Origin of the sequence: Ensifer sp. LC163, assembly GCF_001695855.1 — a bacterium.
Lineage (GTDB): Bacteria > Pseudomonadota > Alphaproteobacteria > Rhizobiales > Rhizobiaceae > Ensifer.
The window spans coordinates 36,188-55,541 of sequence record NZ_MBSS01000012.1 but is presented as its reverse complement, the minus strand read 5'-3'; the positions used below and the strand labels follow the sequence as shown (position 1 = coordinate 55,541).

At 61.7% G+C, this 19,354-nt stretch carries 15 protein-coding genes; 3 read left to right on the top strand and 12 right to left on the bottom strand.

What is annotated here, in order from left to right; translation table 11 throughout:
• Positions 1-57: 57 nt before the first annotated feature.
• Positions 58-525 carry a DUF5680 domain-containing protein gene (locus BC360_RS10150; protein WP_065787330.1) on the bottom strand — a complete coding sequence of 156 codons (468 nt, stop codon included), beginning with the start codon at positions 523-525 and terminating at the stop codon, positions 58-60.
• A gap of 80 nt (positions 526-605) precedes the next feature.
• Positions 606-1,178: a hypothetical protein gene (locus BC360_RS10145; RefSeq protein WP_065795133.1), complete on the bottom strand. Its 573-nt coding sequence runs from the start codon at positions 1,176-1,178 to the stop codon at positions 606-608.
• Positions 1,179-1,624: 446 nt separating this feature from the next.
• Between BC360_RS10145 and dnaE the strand changes: the two genes are divergently transcribed.
• Entirely contained in the window at positions 1,625-5,122 is a 3,498-nt protein-coding gene (gene dnaE / locus BC360_RS10135; protein ID WP_065795131.1) for a DNA polymerase III subunit alpha, read from the top strand.
• 28 nt (positions 5,123-5,150) lie between these two features.
• On the opposite strand, the gene BC360_RS10130 is transcribed toward dnaE, so the two are convergent.
• From BC360_RS10130 to BC360_RS10115, 4 genes are all read right to left on the bottom strand, one after another.
• Positions 5,151-6,389 (bottom strand): L,D-transpeptidase family protein, encoded by a 1,239-nt coding sequence (locus BC360_RS10130; RefSeq protein ID WP_065795130.1) that lies wholly within the window; start codon positions 6,387-6,389, stop codon positions 5,151-5,153.
• Between the two features lie 209 nt (positions 6,390-6,598).
• Positions 6,599-7,891, bottom strand: coding sequence for a DNA polymerase IV (locus BC360_RS10125; protein ID WP_065795129.1), 1,293 nt, complete (start codon positions 7,889-7,891; stop codon positions 6,599-6,601).
• A 162-nt stretch (positions 7,892-8,053) separates the two neighbouring features.
• Positions 8,054-8,695: a hypothetical protein gene (locus tag BC360_RS10120; protein WP_139109988.1), complete on the bottom strand. Its 642-nt coding sequence runs from the start codon at positions 8,693-8,695 to the stop codon at positions 8,054-8,056.
• Positions 8,696-8,697: 2 nt separating this feature from the next.
• Positions 8,698-8,970, bottom strand: coding sequence for a DUF3572 domain-containing protein (locus BC360_RS10115; protein ID WP_065787118.1), 273 nt, complete (start codon positions 8,968-8,970; stop codon positions 8,698-8,700).
• 156 nt (positions 8,971-9,126) lie between these two features.
• On the opposite strand from BC360_RS10115, the gene BC360_RS10110 reads away from it, so the two are divergent.
• Positions 9,127-9,498: a response regulator gene (locus BC360_RS10110; protein ID WP_025426610.1), complete on the top strand. Its 372-nt coding sequence runs from the start codon at positions 9,127-9,129 to the stop codon at positions 9,496-9,498.
• Between the two features lie 17 nt (positions 9,499-9,515).
• The gene (locus BC360_RS10105) at positions 9,516-10,883 is read left to right on the top strand and encodes a PleD family two-component system response regulator (RefSeq protein ID WP_065795127.1); all 1,368 of its coding nucleotides are present in this window, start codon (positions 9,516-9,518) and stop codon (positions 10,881-10,883) included.
• A 658-nt stretch (positions 10,884-11,541) separates the two neighbouring features.
• Here the strand turns inward: BC360_RS10105 and rpmG are convergent.
• The 6 genes from rpmG to topA form a co-directional block, all read right to left on the bottom strand.
• Positions 11,542-11,709 (bottom strand): 50S ribosomal protein L33, encoded by a 168-nt coding sequence (gene rpmG / locus BC360_RS10095; RefSeq protein WP_003547442.1) that lies wholly within the window; start codon positions 11,707-11,709, stop codon positions 11,542-11,544.
• A gap of 93 nt (positions 11,710-11,802) precedes the next feature.
• Positions 11,803-12,987, bottom strand: a complete 1,185-nt coding sequence (locus tag BC360_RS10090; protein ID WP_065795126.1) for an MFS transporter — start codon at positions 12,985-12,987, stop codon at positions 11,803-11,805.
• Positions 12,988-13,000: 13 nt separating this feature from the next.
• Positions 13,001-13,705, bottom strand: a complete 705-nt coding sequence (locus tag BC360_RS10085) for an NUDIX hydrolase (RefSeq protein WP_065795125.1) — start codon at positions 13,703-13,705, stop codon at positions 13,001-13,003.
• On the bottom strand, positions 13,702-14,163 hold the full coding sequence (locus BC360_RS10080; RefSeq protein WP_139109987.1) for a DUF983 domain-containing protein: 462 nt from the start codon (positions 14,161-14,163) through the stop codon (positions 13,702-13,704). Before BC360_RS10080 ends, BC360_RS10085 begins: the two co-directional genes overlap by 4 nt.
• A 37-nt stretch (positions 14,164-14,200) precedes the next feature.
• A complete protein-coding gene (gene rnr / locus BC360_RS10075; RefSeq protein WP_065795124.1) occupies positions 14,201-16,570 on the bottom strand; it encodes a ribonuclease R in 2,370 nt (789 codons plus the stop codon).
• A gap of 2 nt (positions 16,571-16,572) precedes the next feature.
• Entirely contained in the window at positions 16,573-19,248 is a 2,676-nt protein-coding gene (gene topA / locus BC360_RS10070) for a type I DNA topoisomerase (RefSeq protein WP_065795123.1), read from the bottom strand.
• Positions 19,249-19,354 lie beyond the last annotated feature (106 nt).

Below are 19,354 nucleotides of genomic sequence, written 5' to 3'. Positions count from 1 at the left end.
CGCTCGCGGCAACGCCCAGTTTCGACGAAACGGCGCCATCACGCTCGGTCCCTTGGCTTACGGCACGATGAGGCCGCCGCGATAGTCGAGCTCGTAGGCTTCGTCGCCGTCGACAAAAATGACCTCGCGTCCGGAAAAGTGCCCTGTGTCGCCACGGCTGCTGTCGATGTAATAGCCATAGGCGTGCCGATATTCCATTCCGCCGAGGAAGTGCTGCTTCTCACGATACATGGTTTCGAGCGCGGCCTTGATGACGATGCCAGCTCTTTCCGCATCGATCAGGTCGGGCCGGATGACGCGGCCGAAGTAATTCATGGCCCAACGGGTATCGTCCTCGAGCCACACCGTCTCCTGTCCGGCAAAGTCGGTTCCACCGAAGTAACTGTCGAGATACCGCCACTGATCGCGCTGATAGCCGATATCGCGGGATCCCGCGCGCGACGGAGCACGCGCTATGCCACCGCCGACATATGTCTTCGATTTGGCTTCCACGATGAAGTCTTTGAGCTGCTCGATGCTGGCCATGAGAACACCCTGTTTGTTCGGTGGCAGCATGGCGCGACATCGCATCGATGTAAAGAACAAAAAGGGAACATACGGCTCGATCAGTAGATGCCGCAGGCGTGTTGCCCGCGGTTGTCGGTCCAATCCTTGAGAAGCACAAGTTCGCCTTTGACGCTGACGGGCTTGTCATTCGATTTGCCCTTGCCGGTCAGGACATTCAGATCGCATTGCGAGGTGTTGTTGGGATCGAGCGTGTCGTAGGACGAATAGGTGTAACCGGCGACGACGAAGTCGAAATTACGGTAGGCGACCGTCAGCTTCTGCTCCCAGCGGTCGCGGCTGACCGAATCGTTGTGCGTGGTAATCAGCAGAGAGCCATTCGGGAGCGCGGTGATGGACGGGGCCTGGCCGACAAGGCCGTATTGACCCCAGACCTTGTTCGGAATGGCTGACTTGAGAGCCAGCGGGCCGTCTTCCCCGGCGAGATAGATATAGACGGCGTTGTCCTCGTCAGTCCCGTCGCCAGGTTTCACCAGCAGCGCCAGGTCGCTTGCACCGTCTTTGTCCCAGTCGCCGGTCGCCGCCGAAACGATGCGGCCGGGGTCGATCGCCTCGGCGGCAATGGCCAGCGAAGGAAGCAGGAAAACGAGGGGCAGGGTCAGGCGTGCATTCATGTCGCTGGTGCTCCGTGTGGTTGCTCTCGTCATAGGCGCAATGCACGGAGCACTCAAGGTTTCGGTTAATGGTCTCGAGCGGTCATGGCCGACGCAGTTAACCATGCGCGGTGGAAAGCGGGCGCTGTGCCCGACGGCGGTTGACGAGAGAACAAAAATAGAACAAAGTAAAAACATAACGGAAAAGGAGCCATGTTATGACTGATTTTGTTCGTGACCTCGCCGCCTTCACATCGATGGGCCTGTTCGTCGCCAGCGTTGCCTTCATCGCTCTCGGGCTTTGATCTGAGGGCCTATTTTCGAAGCGGCGCGATCCCGATTCGGGGTCGCTCGATACCATCCCGGCAGCGCACCGTTGAAAAGAACGCCGGCCCACGATGCAAAACTGGACATGGCGGGTGATAAGCGGGATATCCTGACACACTGGCAGGAATCAGGGTGTCGAAATGGCGGATCAAGGCAGCGTGGAACGGAACGATCAGACGGCTGCGGATCCGCAGTTCGTGCATCTGCGTGTTCACTCGGCTTTTTCGTTGCTCGAAGGGGCACTGCCTCTGAAGAAGGTGATCGGCAAGGCTGTAGCTGACGCCCAGCCGGCGATCGGCATCGCCGACACCAACAATCTTTTCGCGGCTCTCGAATTCTCCCAGAAGGCGGCCGAAGACGGCTTGCAGCCTCTTACCGGTTGTCAACTGTCGATCGACATGGAAGACGAGGTCGACAGTGATCGTCGCGGCCACGCCCAGCAGCTTGCCAAGCTGCCGGCCATCGTCCTGATCGCAGCGACCGACGACGGCTACACGCGATTGGTCGATCTGGTGAGCCGCGCCTATCTCGGCGGGGAAGGCAGTCAGGTCACGAGGATCACGCGGTCGTGGCTTGCAGAGGCTGGTACCGATGGGTTGATCGCGCTTTCAGGTGCCGGCGGCGGCCCGATCGACATGGCGGTGAAGTCCGGCTCGACGGCCCTGGCCGAGGCGCGTCTTGAGGCCTTGAAGGATCTCTTCGGCGATCGGCTCTATATCGAGCTGCAGCGGCATGGCAACTTCGACCGCCGGCATGAAAGCCGGATGATCGACCTGGCGTACAAGTTCGATGTGCCGCTGGTGGCGACGAACGAGGCGTTCTTTCCCTCGCCATCCGACTACGAAGCGCACGACGCGTTGATGGCTGTTGCCCATAACGCCATGGTTTCCGACGACAGCCGCTTCCGCTTGACGCCGGATCATTACCTCAAGAGCCGGAAGGAGATGGCGGCGCTTTTCGCCGATCTGCCCGAAGCGCTTGAAAACACCATCGAGATCGCGCGGCGCTGCTCGTTCATGCTGAAGACGCGCGGGCCCATTCTGCCGCGCTTCACCGGCGCCTCCGACGATCCGGAGGAGGCCGAGCGCGCCGAGTCCAGCGAACTGCGCCGACAGGCGGAAGAGGGGCTCGACGATCGTTTGCGCAAGCTTGGCATGGCCCCCGGCTATACCGAGGAAGAGTACCGCGAACGGTTGGCGTTCGAACTCAGTGTCATCGAGCGCATGAAGTTCCCCGGCTACTTCCTGATCGTTGCCGACTTCATCAAATGGGCCAAGCAGCACGACATTCCCGTCGGCCCGGGCCGCGGTTCCGGCGCAGGTTCGCTCGTCGCCTATGCGCTGACGATCACCGACGTCGATCCGATGCGGTTCTCGCTGCTGTTCGAACGCTTCCTCAATCCTGAACGCGTGTCGATGCCCGACTTCGATATCGACTTCTGCCAGGACCGGCGCGAAGAAGTCATTCGTTACGTCCAGGCGAAATACGGCCGCGAGCAGGTCGCCCAGATCATCACCTTCGGTTCGCTGCAGGCGCGCGCGGCGCTGCGCGACGTCGGCCGCGTGCTTGAGATGCCCTACGGCCAGGTCGACAAGATCTGCAAACTCGTACCCAACAACCCGGCCAACCCGACGCCACTGTCGAAGGCGATCGAGGAAGAACCGCGCCTGCAGGAGGAGGCGGAAAAGGAGCCGGTCGTCGCCCGTCTTCTTGATATCGCGCAGAAGATCGAAGGCCTCTATCGCCACGCCTCGACCCACGCCGCCGGTATCGTGATCGGCGATCGGCCGCTGTCGAAGCTGGTGCCGATGTACCGAGACCCGCGCTCCGACATGCCGGTGACCCAGTTCAACATGAAGTGGGTCGAGCAGGCTGGCCTGGTGAAGTTCGACTTCCTCGGCCTGAAGACGTTGACGGTGCTGAAGGTGGCCGTCGATTTCGTCAAGACGCGCGGCATCGAGGTCGATCTCGCCAGCATTCCGCTCGACGACGAGAAGACCTACGAGATGCTGTCGCGGGGCGAAACGGTCGGCGTGTTCCAGGTGGAAAGTGCCGGCATGCGCAAGGCACTGATCGGCATGCGGCCCGACTGCATCGAGGACATCATCGCGCTGGTGGCGCTTTATCGCCCGGGCCCGATGGAAAACATCCCGGTCTACAACGCCCGCAAGCACGGCGAAGAAGAGATCGAATCGATCCATCCCAAGATCGACCATCTGCTCAAGGAAACCCAGGGTGTTATCGTCTACCAGGAACAGGTGATGCAGATCGCCCAGGTTCTTTCGGGCTACTCGCTCGGCGAAGCCGACCTTCTGCGTCGCGCCATGGGTAAGAAGATCAAGGAGGAGATGGACAAGCAGCGCGCCCGTTTCGTCGACGGCGCGGTCAAGAACGAGGTGTCGAAGCCGCAGGCGGACCTGATCTTCGATCTTCTTGCCAAGTTCGCCAACTACGGCTTCAACAAGTCGCACGCTGCTGCCTACGCCATCGTCTCCTACCAGACGGCCTATATGAAGGCGCACTATCCGGTCGAGTTCCTGGCGGCGTCGATGACGCTCGACATGGCCAACACGGAAAAGGTCAACGACTTCCGTCAGGATGCTGGGCGCTTGAGGATCCAGGTGATCGCGCCATCGGTCCAGTCGTCCTTCCGGCACTTCCAGACCGGCGACAAGCGCATCTATTATTCATTGGCGGCCATCAAGGGCGTCGGCGAATCGGCGGTCGAGCACATCGTTGCCGTTCGCGGCGACCGCGAGTTTGCAAGCCTTGAGGATTTCTGCCTGAGGATCGATCCGAAGCTGCTCAACCGGCGTGTGTTCGAAAGCTTGATCGCCGCCGGCGCCTTCGATTGCTTCGGCTACGATCGGGCCGAACTGGTCGGCGGTCTCGATCGCATCCTCGGCTTTGCCCAGCGCGCGCAGGAAAACAAGACAAGCGGACAGAGCGATATGTTCGGGGCAGGGGCAGCGACCGGACCGGAACGGATCGCGCTTCCCACCTACACGCCTTGGCTCGCCTCGGAAAAGCTGCACCGCGAATTCCAGGTGCTGGGCTTCTATCTCTCGGCCCACCCACTCGATACCTACAATCCGCTGCTCGCCAAGATGCGCGTCCAGACCTTCGGCGATTTCGCCGGTGCGGTGAAGAAGGGGGCAACGGCGGGCCGCCTCGCCGGCACCGTTACCTCCAAGCAGGAGCGCAAGACCCGAACCGGCAACAAGATGGGCATCATCGCCTTCTCCGATTCATCCGGCCAGTTCGAGGCCGTGCTGTTTTCTGAGATGCTGCACCAGTATCGTGACCTGCTCGAGCCCGGCAAATCGCTGGTGATGACCGTGCAGGCGGAGGAACGCCCGGAAGGTATCGGCCTTCGCATCCAGACCCTGCGCTCGCTTGAGGAAGAATCGCTGCAGATGCAGAAGGCGCTGCGCGTCTATGTGCGCGATGCCGGGCCGCTGAAGTCCATCGCCGCACATTTGAATGCGCGGGGTGAGGGCCTCGTCTCCTTCATCGTCATCAAGGACAACGGTCAGCGCGAGATCGAGGTCGAGCTCAGCGAGAAGTTCCGGATTTCGCCGGAGATCGCCGCAGCACTTCGTTCGGCCCCGGGTGTGGTCGACGTCGAACTCGTCTGACCGCGCCGCATGATTGCTTGAACTGGCGTCAGCCCCGTGGTGATGCGCGGGTGATGGTGATGAAATCGGTACCGTCGCCGGTTTCAAGTCCGCTTTCCATATCGGAAATCGACAGCGACGAGCCGTCGGCAAGCAGGCCGCCAATCCGCTTGCGGACATCGTCGGGGACCGTCAGGCGGCCAAGCGTGCGCTGCACGGCGTTGAAGGCGGATGGGTCGGCGTCGGTGGTGATGCTGAGGCGCTTTTTCGCCGATGACGGCAAATGGTTTTCGAGCGAAACGCCGAACCATTTTCCTTCCGTCTTTTCGCTGTCAATCTCCTGAAATTGCAGGAAATGGGTACCGAGCGCCTGCTCCGGCCTGTCGATTGTGATGCCTGCCTCGAAAATCGCCTTGAAACCCTGGCGGACAAGGATCACCCCATTGGTGAGAGTGTCGCGGCCCGCCTTCTTGAAAATGGCGTCGGTTAGTTCCGGCGTCAGCTTGCCGTCGACGGTCGATCCCTCGGCGGTCTGGAACGCGTTGATGGCGGCGATTGTGTCCGGGCCGATGTGGCCGTCCGGCACGCCGGCGACATAGCCGAGTTGGTTCAGCGCGGACTGTACTTCACGCCTGATATCACGTTCGCCGCGTCTGGTGATCAGCATGCGGATCGGCTCGCGGTCTTCTGCGACGATGGCGGCCGTCGCGGTCGAGGCCTCTGTCATCGCCACTTCGACCGGCACGTTCTCGGCCTGGCTGATCGCCGGACGAAGCGGAACATCCGACAGTGGCGCGGGGTTCTCGCCTGGCGCCGGCTCGCGCTGAAAGAGCATGGCGCTCGACACTTCGGTGGGGCTGACCTGCCGGTCCGTTATCAGGACATGCATGCCGCGCGACGTCATCTTGAAGAGACTGGCGGCGAACTTGCTCGGCAGGCGCACACATCCGTGCGAGGCGGGGTAGGCCGGCACATGATTGGACCCGTGCAGCGCGATGCCGGACCAGGTCAGCCGCTGCATGAACGGCATCGGCGCATTCGAATAGATGTTGGATTTGTGATGACGCCGCTTTTCGAGGATCGAGAAGATGCCCGTCGGTGTCGAATGACCGGCCTTGCCGGTGGAGACCGCCGACGTTGCGATCACCGCGTCGCCGTCATAGACGACGAGGGATTGCTGGTCCTTTGAGACGATGATCTGCAGCGGTGCGCTGCTGCCGGCAAAACCGGCTGAGGGCGAAAACAGCAAGACGACGACGCTGGCCGTGAGAGCGAAACGCGATACCATACACTCATCCCAACACGTAAACTGGCCGACGAGACTAGACTGTAATCTTTAAAGAATTCGTCCGGATCGGACCGAGGAAACGTCAAGCCGCTGCCGATAACGCGCCAAAGCATGTCGCGCAAAAGTGGTTAACGGTTTTGCGATGACGACATGCGCAAAGACAAGAGCTTAAAAGCGCAGCGAGCGAATCTGAAAGATCGCGACGCGCTTTAGTGATCGCGCTTGCGGCTGCCGAAAGTGTAGCCGGTTTCGACGCTTGCCTTGCCGAACTTGTCGCGCAGCTTGTTGATGGCATCTTCGGCAGCAGCGCGACGGGTCGCTGCTGGGTCGACAAGATCAGGGGGATCGGCGAGATCGGGGCTGGAAAGATCGCTGACGCCGATGCCGATCAGTCGATATTTCGTGCCGTCGACTTCCTTCTCAAGCAGCTGCAGTCCTGCGCGGAAGATCCGGTCGGCGAGCCGCGTTGGGCTGTCGAGGCGGCGGTTGCGGGTCCTGATCTTGAAGTCGGCAGTCTTCAGCTTCAAAACCACCGTCTGGCCGGCGAGTTCGGATTTGCGCAGGCGGTGCGCGACCTGTTCGCTCAGCCGGCGCAGATGTGTGACGAGATCGTCGTAGCGGGCGAGATCGTCGTTGAACGTCGTCTCGGACGACACGCTCTTCGCCTCGCCGTCGATTTCGACGGTTCTCTCGTCGAGGCCACGCGACAGGCGGTAGAGCCTCTGGCCCATGGTGCCGTAGCGGCGCATGAGGTCGGCTTCCTCCATCGTCTGAAGCTGGCCGATCGTGCGAATGCCGTCGCGCTCCAGCGTGGCCGCGAACGCCTTGCCGACGCCCCAGATCAAGGTCACCGGCCTTTCTCTTAGGAATTCGAGCGCCTCGGCCTGGCCGATCACCGAGAAGCCGCGAGGCTTCTGCAGGTCTGATGCGACCTTGGCCAGGAACTTGCAGTAGGAAAGCCCGACGGAGACCGTGATGCCGATCTCCTGTTCGACGCGGCGGGCAAAGCGGGCGAGCGTGCGGGCAGGGGGATCGTGGTGCAGCCGCTGGGTACCGTTCAGTTCCAGGAAGGCTTCGTCGATCGAGAGAGGTTGCACCAGCGGTGTCAACTCCTGCATCAGCGCGCGAACTTCGCGGCCGACGTGCACGTATTTTTCCATATTGGGCTTGATGACGACCGCTTGCGGGCAGGCTTCGAGCGCCTTGAACATCGGCATGGCCGAGCGTACGCCGTGGATGCGGGCGATGTAGCATGCTGTCGAAACGACGCCGCGCTTGCCGCCGCCGATAATCACCGGCTTGTCGGCAAGCTCCGGATTGTCCCGCTTCTCGACGGAAGCATAAAACGCGTCGCAATCGATATGGGCGAGGGTCAGATCGTAAAGCTCGGCATGACGCAGGAGGCGCGGACTGCCGCAGCCAAGGCAGCGTCGCGCCGTCGCGGTCTGTTCCCTAAGGCAATCACGGCAGAAGCTTGGAGTTTGGGAACCACTGTCGAGCATATCTGGAACAAATGTTGAACATCGCGACTTTACGCTCTACGCTAGCGAGTCTCAAGGGAGGCTGCGTTGGAAATTGCCTTGCACGTCAGATTGCCGACGCCAAACCGCAGGTCGGATTTTGAGCTACTCCGCGCGGCTCTCGCCCCGTCGGATCGGGCGGTGCTACCGTTGGAAATGCGCGCGAATGGCGCTGGCGGCATCGGTCCAGTCGGCGGCAATGTGAACACACCCATCCGGCGCAGGCGCGAGCGCGCGAAACTCGGCGTTCGCCATCAGATTGATCAGCAGGCAGGACGGCGCGTGCGCCTGCACCGATTGCAGGTTGCGCGCGATGTCGTCGATGAAAACAACGGGAAGTGCCCGTCCGGCATGCAGGCGTTGAACGATAGGCCCTTTGGGGTCCTCGGAAGCGAGCAGCGGATAGGGAAGATCGAGCCGGTCGAGCAGAGCGCGACGCGCGGCCGCATGCCGTGGCGGCATGGCCGTCAGGAAGACGATGTCTGCCAGAGCGGACAGTTCGTGAAGAGCCTCGACAACGCCGACAGCCGGCGTTTGCCAGCGATCCTGCGCGGCGTAGAAAGCGTCGAGCATGTCTTTGACGTCGGCCTCGGTCGCCGGCTGTTCCGTTGCGCGATGGATGATGTTGCCGGTCAGCCGGAAGGAGCGCGGCAGGAGGACATGGTCGCGGCTTTCGAGAAAGGCCCGGAAGGGGCCCAGGAATTCGAGCACGACTTCGTCGACGTCGCTGACGATCAGCGGACGGTTGCTGAGGCGGATTTCATCGTCGCGGACAGTATTGTTCAAGTTCAGCTGTCCTGCAGGTCGGCGGCGCCGGAAAGCTTCTCGTGCGCGCGCACGACATCCTGGGGGGGCGTCCCGGTCGCCTCGCAGAAAGCTATCAGCGTCGGTTCGTGGTCCATGAGAAAGGCGACGAGCCCGCCCATGAAGCCCGGCTCGCCGATCGCATTGCGCAGGGAGGACGGATCCGTCCCCGTCAGCGCCAGAAATCGGGACAGCAGGTCCGGCTCGCCGGCAAGCCAGGAAAGAATGTCGATGGCGATTTCGTCGGCGCTCTTCAATGTCTTGGCCTCCTACTGTTTTTACGCCCGGAATTACCTATTTTTCAACCAAATAGGATTATCGTTGAACTCGAGGAAATGGGTCGAGTCGTTGGCTTTGCAACTTAGATGTCTTGAGAAGACTTGCAAGAAGACGACGGACAGCAAGGGATCGACATGCCCAAACAGGTAATGATTGTTGAGGATAACGAGCTGAACATGAAGCTCTTCCGAGACCTGATTGAGGCTTCCGGCTACGCGACGATCCAGACGCGCAACGGTATGGAGGCGCTGGAGCTGGCGCGCAAGTATCGTCCCGATCTCATTTTGATGGACATTCAGCTGCCGGAGGTTTCCGGGCTCGAGGTCACGAAGTGGCTGAAGGAAGACGATGAATTACACGTCATCCCGGTCATTGCGGTGACCGCTTTCGCGATGAAGGGCGACGAGGAACGCATCCGCCAGGGTGGATGCGAAGCCTATGTTTCAAAACCGATTTCTGTGCCAAAGTTCATTGAGACGATCAAAACCTACCTTGGCGATGCCTGAACGGCGGGAAAATTGATATGACTGCGCGCATTCTTGTTGTCGATGACGTGCCTGCCAACGTTAAGCTTCTCGAAGCGCGTCTGCTCGCCGAGTATTTCGATGTGCTGACTGCGGGCGATGGCCATACGGCCCTGTCGCTCTGTGAGACGACGCCGGTCGACCTGGTGCTTCTCGACATCATGATGCCCGGCATCGACGGCTTCGAGGTCTGCGAGCGGCTGAAGGCCAATCCCCGCACCGCACATATTCCCGTGGTCATGGTGACCGCACTTGACCAGCCTTCCGACCGGGTCCGCGGATTGAAGGCCGGTGCCGACGATTTCCTGACAAAACCGGTCAACGATCTGCAGTTGATGTCGCGGGTGAAAAGCCTCGTGCGCTTGAAGAATGTCAGCGACGAGTTGCGGCTGCGTGCCCAGACGGCGCAGACCATCGGCCTTCAGGAACTGGCCCGCCAGGATCGTCCGGACGAGCCGGGCAACGTCCTCTTGGTCGATGGCCGCGGCTCCTCCCAGGAGCGGCTGCAGCGCACGCTCAAGCCGATTGCCGATGTCTCTGTTATCTCCGACCCGCAGGCGGCGCTGTTCGAAGCGGCCGAGAACAATTTCGATCTCGTCATCGTCAACGCCAATTTCGACGACTACGATCCGTTGCGGCTTTGCTCGCAGCTGCGGTCGCTGGAGCGCACGCGCTTCATTCCGATCCTGCTGATCACCGAGCAGGGCAATGACGAGATGATCGTGCGCGCCCTCGATCTGGGCGTTACCGACTATATCATCCGGCCGGTCGATCCTAATGAGCTTGTTGCCCGCTCGTTGACGCAGATCAGGCGTAAGCACTGCAACGACATGCTGAGGAAGAGCGTGCAGCAGACGATCGAGTTGGCGGTCACAGATGGCCTCACAGGCCTGCACAATCGCCGCTACCTCGACAATCACCTGAAGCTGCTGATGGATCGCGCCGCAGCGCGCGGACGCCCGTTGTCGATCTGCATGACCGACATCGACCGGTTCAAGCAGGTTAACGATACCTACGGCCATGACGTCGGCGATGAGGTGCTGCGCGAGTTTGCCAGCCGCATCCGCTCGACCGTGCGCGGCGCCGATCTTGCCTGCCGCTTCGGCGGTGAAGAGTTCGTCGTGGTCATGCCCGACACGCCGCCGGAGATGGCGGCTGCCGTTGCGGAGCGGTTGCGCCACATCATCGAGAGTCAGCCGTTTTCCATACCGCATGCGGACGGCGCGCTGGTCATCACCGCGTCGATGGGTATTGCCGGCATGAAGCTGGAAGGCGACATGGCGGAAGCTCTGTTGAAGCGCGCAGATATGGCGCTCTACCAGGCTAAGAACGAAGGTCGTAACAGAGTGGTGGCGGCTGCTGCCTGACGGGGGGATCTGAGCCACGTCATCCGCTGGCGGCTTGACGAAAATCCAGGCCCCTCTTGCGGCATGCCTTTAAAGTTGTATTCTTCGTCGCGTCGATGCTACCGAGGGGGTTGGTGGCCGCGATGGCCATGTATTTCCATGTCCTAGGACGATACAGAATTAACCATGTGCCGAGCAACACCGCTTCGCGCATTAAGAATTCGTTGATTTTTTTCTATTTTCAGGTGATGCTGATAAACACGGGGAGATAGCCTCCACCAGTTTCGGTTACCCCATGATGCTCAGGTCCGCCGCATCTCCTGGGTCGTGGGGTCGGTCGGTTGGCTTTTGACACCTGCGGAATCCTCGTGCCGCGGTTAGAAGCCAGCCGACCCCCATTCAAAGCGCTGTTCCGGAAGGGGCGGCGCTTTTTGATTCGTGCCTGTGCGCATGCACAGTCGCGGGAGGCATGAAAAGGGGCGGGTCGCCGACCTGTCTTCGGCCCGCTTCACGGCGCACTACAGCGCCGCGCGTCTTATCAGGCGCGCAAAGGTCACCATAGCGCTTTAAGCTGCTGCATGTTTCCTTAAATCGCATGCGATTTAAGGAAACATGCAGTAACGGAAAGGGGCGCCAAACCTTGCGGTTGGCGCCCCTTGATCCCGAGAAACGTCAGATCTTACTTGATCTTGGTTTCCTTGAACTCGACGTGCTTCTTAGCGACCGGATCGTACTTGGTCTTGGTCATCTTGTCCGTCATCGTGCGGCTGTTCTTGGTCGTGACGTAGAAGAAACCCGTGTCGGCTGTCGACAGCAACTTGATCTTGATGGTGGTGGCTTTTGCCATGGTCGTCCTGCCTTTATGAAATTGAAAGCCGTGGACAACCGGTTGCGGGCCACGGGCAAGGTTGGCGCGAAACTACAAATCGCGGCCGAAAAGTCAAGGCCGTTTTGGATTCAAAACGATCCTTACAACCGAAAGCGCGACGTATAGACCGAAAAACCCGGCAATCGCCCAGGCAAAACCGTTGTTGCCGGCCACATCCATCGATGCGCCGATCACCTGTGGCCCGGCGACAGTGCCGACCGCATAGGAGAAGACGAACGCGGCATTGGCGGCGGCAAGATCGGAGCCTTGAAGGCGCGAGCCGAGATGACTGAGGCCGACGGTATAGAGGCCGGAGACGCAGCCGCCCCAGAACAACAGCACGATCGCCATCAGGAACCAGCTTTCCACCAGCATCGGCAGACAAAGGGCACCGATAAGGCCGATGACGGTCATGGCGGACAGCAATGTGCGCTTGTCCTTGATCTGGTCTGACAACATGCCGAGCGGAATCTGGAAGATGAAATTGCCGACACCCATCACGGTCAGCAGCAGCGCCGCCTGTGATTCGGTGAAGCCCGATCGTGTCCCGTAGACGGTAAAGAGCGACAACCCGCCCGATTCGACCGCGCCGAAGATGAAGACGGCGGCCGTCGCCGTCGGCACCAGGAAGATATAGCGCACGAAGTGGCGGTCGGGCTTTTCGTCGATCACCGGGCTCTCGTCCCGTGCGATGAAGATCGGCACGGCGGCGAGCAGAATGACGCCGGCACCGACCACGAAGGGCAAGACGCCCTCACTGCCGAGGATCGAGAAGAGCAGCGGCCCGCTCAGGAAGCCGAGGGATAGAACCGTGCCGTAGATGCCGAGCACGAAGCCCCGTTTCGCTGGCGGCGCGGTGGCATTGATCCAGAACTCGGAGAGGATGAAGAGTACGGTAATGGCACCATGGAAGACCACGCGCAGCGGAAACCAGAGCCAGAAGTTGGTAATGTAGTAGAAGCCGAAAGCGCTGATTGCGGCGAGCAGGACGGCCCAGAGCATCGTCGGCGCTACACCGTGGCGATGTGCGAACTTGGTCGTGAAGGAAGCTGCGACCATGGAGGCCACGCCGGCCATGGCCGAATTGAGACCAATCAGCGTCGACGAGATGCCGCGCTTCTCCATGATGCTCGAAAGCAGCGGCAGGCCGAGGCCGATCGCGATGCCGACGGCGCTGATGGCGGAGACCGCCGCGATCAACGACGGCCAGTGAATTTCCTCAACCGGTGCGGGGCACTCGGGCGTCGGCTGTGACATGCGACTGTGGTCCTTAGAGAAGCGTGCGGATGAACCGCCCACGGCGCGTGAAATAGAAAGGCACGGAGCGCTCGTAGGGGAGCGATGGGTCCGCGTTAAGGCCGCTTCTCAGATCCGAAAGGATGATGGCGGTTATCTCCGGTATCCGGAGCGAGGGGAGGTCGTTGACATCGATCCACTGCAAATCCTGGAGCTCCCGGCTTTCCAGAACCCGCGATGTATCGACTTCGGCTTCGTCCGCGAAGATCGCGAAGAAGCGCGTATCGAACCGCCTCGAGTGTCCCGGAGGAGTAATGGCCCGAGCCATATAGCGCAAGTTTGCGAGATCTGGAAGAAAGGGTAGCGGCGCTTCCGTCTCGGCGCGGGGCGTGCCCAGCAGAACGCCCGCTTCCTCATAGAGCTCCCTCAGTGCCGCCAGGGCCAGCGCCCTGGCGCGAGCATCGCTGACGGGTTGGCCATCGACGCTCTTCAGCGCCTGGAGAACGGCGGGGTTGAGGTCGCTGGAGAAGGCGAGGCGATGGTCCGTCGGATCCCGGCGCCCACCGGGAAAGACGTAGAGATCGGGCATGAAGATATGCGCGCTGCTGCGCCGGCCCATCAGCACGCGCACGTGGCCTCCGGAACGGTCAAGCAGCATGATCGACGCTGCGTCACGCGGTCTAGTACGTCCTACGGGGATGCCGGAGGCCCGGGCGACGCTCTCGCGCCCTGACGTCATGCGGAGGGGTCTCGCGCAGGCAGAACGTCCTCGGGCGTGTCCTCATGGCCGCCGAAACCGTGCATCTTCAGCGCCCATTGCAGGCCGATGACCGCACCCTTGATTGGCTGCAGCAAGCCGAGCGAGCTCACCAGCGTGATCGGCGTCCAGACGGCGAGGTGCTGCCAGGTCGTCAAGGGCAGGATCATATCGGTCATCATGTAGCCGCCGAGCACCAAATGGCCGACGATGGTGACGACGATATAGGGCGGGAAGTCATCGGCACGCTGATGGTCCATGCGCTCGCCGCAGGCCGCGCAGGCATCGACGGATTTGACGTAGCTGCGGAACAGCTTGCCGCTGCCGCAGGCCGGGCAGGTGCCGAGAAAGCCGCGGCGCATGGACCGACCGACCGGACGTTCGTCGGCGGCATGACCACCGAGGTGAAGCGTTTCCTTGTCCGTTGCCGTCATGTGCATTCTCTCCTTGTCGAAGCCGCCGGCCGCTGCTTGTGGCCTAGCGCTTTCCGCGCGGCGGTCGTGTTCCCGGCTTCTTGCGCGGGCCCGAGCGATCACGACGCCCCGACTTGTGGAAGGAGCGCGTAGCGGTCGGCATCTTACGCCCGTCGCTGATCATCTCGAAGCGAAGCGCGCCGGCAAGCGGCACGGCTTCGACCAATTTGACCTGCACCGAATCGCCGAGACGAAAGCCGAGGCCAGTCTTTTCGCCGGAAAGGGCCTGATGCGCCTCATCAAAGATGAAGTAGTCTCGTCCGAGCGTAGATATAGGCACGAAGCCGTTGGCGCCATAGGCCGGCAGGGTGACAAAAAGTCCCGCCTTGGTGACGCCGGCAACGCGGCCTTCGAATTCTTCGCCGATGCGGCCGTTCAGGTGATGGGCGATCAGCCGGTCGACGGTATCGCGCTCGGCGGCCATCGCCCGGCGCTCGAAGGTCGAGATTTCCGCGGCGATATCGTCGAGCACGCCTTCTTCCTGCGGCGTGAGCCCGCCTTCGCCAAACCCGAGCGAGCCGACCAGCGCCCGGTGGACGATCAAGTCGGCGTAACGCCGGATCGGCGAGGTGAAGTGCGCGTATTTCATGAGGTTGAGGCCGAAATGGCCGATATTCTCGGGGCTGTAGATCGCCTGGCTCTGGGAGCGCAGCACCATCTCGTTGACCATCGTTTCGAAGGGCTTGCCTTCGGCCTTGGCCAGGATGCCGTTGAAGTGGTTCGAGCGCATGCTGCCGCCCTTGACCAGCGAGAGGTCGAGTGTGGCGAGGAATTCGCGCAGGCTCTCCTGCTTGGCCAGAGACGGTTGGTCGTGGACGCGGTAGATCAGCACCTGGCGCTTCTGCTCGAGCGTCTCGGCGGCCGCGACGTTCGCCTGGATCATCATTTCTTCGATCAGCTTGTGTGCGTCGAGACGGTCCGGAACGAAGACGCGATCGACCGTGCCGTCGGGCTTCAGGATGATCTTGCGCTCGGGCATGTTCAGCTCTAGCGGCTGGCGGCGGTCACGGCCGCGCGTCAAGATGCGATATCCCTCCCATAGCGGCTTCAGGATCGTGTCGAGGATCGGGCCGGTCTTGTCATCCGGATTGCCGTCGATGGCCGCCTGTGCCTGCTGGTAGGAAAGCTTGGCCGCGCTCTTCATCATGATGCGATGGAAGGTATGGCCCGCCTTGCGGCCCTCTTTGGAAAAGCGCATGCGCACGGCGAGTGCCGGCCGATCGACCCCTTCCTTGAGAGAGCAGAGGTCGTTGGAGATCCGTTCCGGCAGCATCGGCACGACACGATCCGGGAAATAGACCGAGTTGCCGCGCTTCAACGCTTCAAGATCGAGGGCCGACTTCGGCCGGACATACCAGGAGACGTCGGCAATCGCGACGGTGACGATCACGCCGCCGGGGTTGTCTTCCGCTGGGTCCGGCTCAGCGTGGACCGCGTCGTCGTGGTCCTTCGCATCGGCCGGATCGATGGTGATCAGCGGCAGCGAGCGCCAGTCTTCCCTGTGCGCCATGGTAGCCGGGCCGGCGTCTTCCGCTTCCTTCAGCACGCGTTCCGGAAAGACGTGCGGTATGCCGTGGGCATAGATGGCGATCATCGAGATCGCCTTTTCCGAGGCGACCGAACCGACGACGTTTTGAACCTGAGCGCGCGGCAGGCCGTAGCGGCCAAGGCGCGTCAGTTGGACCTCGATGAGATCTCCATCCTTGGCGTCGCCGACGAAGTCCGGATCGACCAGAATTTCCTCGCCGCGCTTTTCGATCGGCATCAGGCGCCCGCCACCGCCCGGCGTGGCGCGGAAGACGCCGAGGACGGCGTCCCTGCGCTTGTCGAGAACCTTGATGATGCGTGCGGTATAGGCCGGACCGCCACGGTCCTTGGCCGGGAAGATCTTGGCAAGCACACGGTCGCCGAGGCCGCCGACCGGCACCTTGCCCTTGTCCTTGCCGACAGACGACTGCTTGATCAGCACCGCCGGTGCGACGCCGTCATCGTCGAGCCACTCGGCCGGGCGGCCGATCAGTTCGCCGTCGACGTCGCGCACGGTGATATCGAGCACGGTAACCGGGGGAAGGGCGCCCGGACGCACGAGTGACTTGCGCTTCTTCTCGACCAGACCGTCTGCTTCCAGCGAACGCAGCAAGGCTTTGAGTTCCACGCGCGTGTCGCCCTTGAGGCCGAAGGCCTTGGCAATTTCACGCTTGGAGGCGCGGTCCGGGTTCTCGGCGATGAAGCGCATCAGCACGTCGCGCGGGGGAACCGCGCCGTGGATGATCGAGGTTTTCTCCGGTGCCGGCGCGACCCTTGCCGCGCGGCCCTCTTTCCTGCCGGAACCTTTTCCGGATCGTTCGGTCGGGTCGCGCGGTATTCTGGTCAAGGTCAGTCCTTCTTGGCCTTCGCGGCCGTCTTTGGTTTTGGTTTGGCGGGCGCCTTTGCCTTTGTCGTCTTCTTGGCCTTGGCCGCACCGTCGGCGGCAGCCTTGGACGACTTCGTCACCTTTGCCTTCGTCGCCTTGCCCTTGCCCGTGCCGCTCTTGGCGGCGCGCTCGGCAACGAGTGCGAGCGCCTCTTCGACTGTGACGGACTGCGGATCCTTGCCCTGCGGCAAGGTCGCGTTGACCTTGCCCCAGTTGACATAGGGGCCGTAGCGTCCGTCGCGAACGGTAATTGCGCCACCTTCGGGGTGATCGCCCAGCTCCTTCAGCGCAACCGCCGCGGCGCGGCCACGGCCGGCACCGGCCTTGGATTGCTTGTCGGCAATCACCGAAACGGCACGGTTCAGGCCGATCGAGAAGACGTCCTCGATCGATTCGAGGTTCGCATAGGTGCCGTCATGCAGCACGAAGGGGCCGTACCGGCCAAGACCGGACGAGATCATTTTGCCTGATTCGGGATGCGCGCCGATATCGCGCGGCAGCGAGAGCAGGGCGACAGCCTTCTCGTGGTCGATCGACGATGGCGTCCAGCCCTTGGGCAGGCTCGAGCGCTTGGCTTCCTTGCCGTCGCCGCGCTGGACATAGGGGCCGAAGCGGCCGCTGCGCAGCGTGATTTCTTCGCCGGTATGCGGATCCTTGCCCAGTGCCTGAGGTTCGTTCGAGACCGAAGCTTCGGCGTCGTTATTGCCGTCAGAGGAAAGCTGGCGGGTGAAGTTGCATTCGGGGTAGTTCGAGCAGCCGACAAAGGCGCCGTACTTGCCGAGTTTCAGTGACAGCTTGCCGGTGCCGCAGACTTGGCAGATGCGGGGATCGCTGCCGTCTTCGCGCTTGGGGAAGACCAGCGGTGCCAGTTCCTCGTTCAGCGCGTCGAGCACGTTGGTAACGCGCAGCTCCTTGGTTTCCTCGATCTGTGCGAAGAAATCCTTCCAGAAGTCGCGAAGAACGTCCTTCCAGTTGACCTCGCCCGCCGAGACCTGGTCGAGCTTTTCTTCGAGCGATGCCGTGAAGTCGTAGCCGACATAACGGGTGAAGAAGCTTTCCAGAAACGCCGTGACGAGCCGCCCCTTGGCCTGGGGCACGAGCTTGCGCTTGTCGTTGGTGATGTAGTCGCGGTCGAGCAGCGTCGTTACCGTAGCGGCATAGGTGGAAGGCCGGCCGATGCCGAGCTCTTCCATCTTCTTGATCAATGTTGCTTCCGAGTAGCGCGGCGGCGGCTCGGTGAAATGCTGCGAGGCATTGATCTTCTGCTTCGCCAGGCTTTCGCGCGCATTGATCTCCGGCAGGCGGCCATCTTCGTCGCCGTCGTCGGTCTGTTCGCCGTCTTCCTTGGCGTCGGTATAGGCTGCAATGAAGCCATCGAAACGAATGACGGAACCAGTGGCGCGCAGGCCGGCCTTGTTACCAGCATTGTCGGCGGTAATCTCGGCAGTCGTGCGCTTGATCTCGGCGGAGGCCATCTGGCTGGCGATGCCGCGCTTCCAGACAAGGTCATAAAGCTTCAGCATGTCGCCGTCGAGGAAACGGCGGACCTGGTCCGGCGTGCGGTTGAAATCAGTCGGGCGAATGGCTTCGTGCGCTTCCTGGGCGTTTTTCGCCTTGGTGGAATAGAAGCGCGGCTTTTCCGGCAGGTAGCGGTCGCCGAACTGGCTGCCGATCGCCGAACGTGCGGCTTCGATCGATTCCGGCGCCATCTGCACGCCGTCGGTACGCATATAGGTGATGAGACCGACGGTTTCGCCGCCGATGTCGACACCTTCATAGAGCTTCTGTGCGACCTGCATGGTGCGCGAAGCAGAGAAGCCGAGCTTCGACGACGCAGCCTGCTGCAGCGTCGATGTCGTGAACGGCGGCGAAGGGTTCCGCTTGACCGGCTTTGCTTCGATGCTGTCGACGACATAGGTGGCGCCGTCGAGCAGGGTCTTCAGCCGGTTGGCTTCTTCGCCGTTGCCGACGGCGCGCGGTGCCAGCCGTTTTCCATCCGCCGAAACAAGGCGCGCCTCGAATTCATCGCCGCGGGGCGTCTTCAAAAGCGCAGACAGGTTCCAGTATTCTTCGGAGATGAAGCGTTCGATTTCTGCTTCGCGGTCGCAGACGAGCCGCAGCGTGACCGACTGGACGCGGCCGGCGGAGCGGGCGCCGGGCAGCTTGCGCCAAAGCACCGGCGACAGGTTGAAGCCGACGAGATAGTCGAGTGCGCGGCGGGCGAGATAGGCATCGACCAGGGGAATGTCGAGGTCGCGCGGATGGGCGATTGCGTCAAGCACAGCCTTCTTGGTGATGGCGTTGAAGGCCACACGCTTGACCGGCTTGTCGCCCAGCACTTTCTTCTTCCTGAGAAGATCGAGCACATGCCACGAGATCGCTTCGCCTTCGCGATCCGGGTCGGTCGCGAGGATGAGGCCATCCGATGCCTTCACGGCATCGGCAATATCCTTCATGCGTTTGGCCGACGCGGCGTCGACCTCCCAGGACATCTCAAAATCTTCGTCAGGACGGACCGAGCCGTCCTTGGCAGGCAGATCCCGCACATGGCCGAACGAGGCAAGAACCTTGTAGCCGGGGCCGAGGTACTTGTTGATCGTCTTTGCCTTCGAAGGCGATTCCACCACTACAACATTCATCGTCATTTTTCTGAGACAACCGGGTTTGGTCTTGCGTCAGCGCTGTTCGCACCGAGCGTCGCCGAATATCGATGCCCCGAAATGGACAGGGATTCGAGCGGGGTCA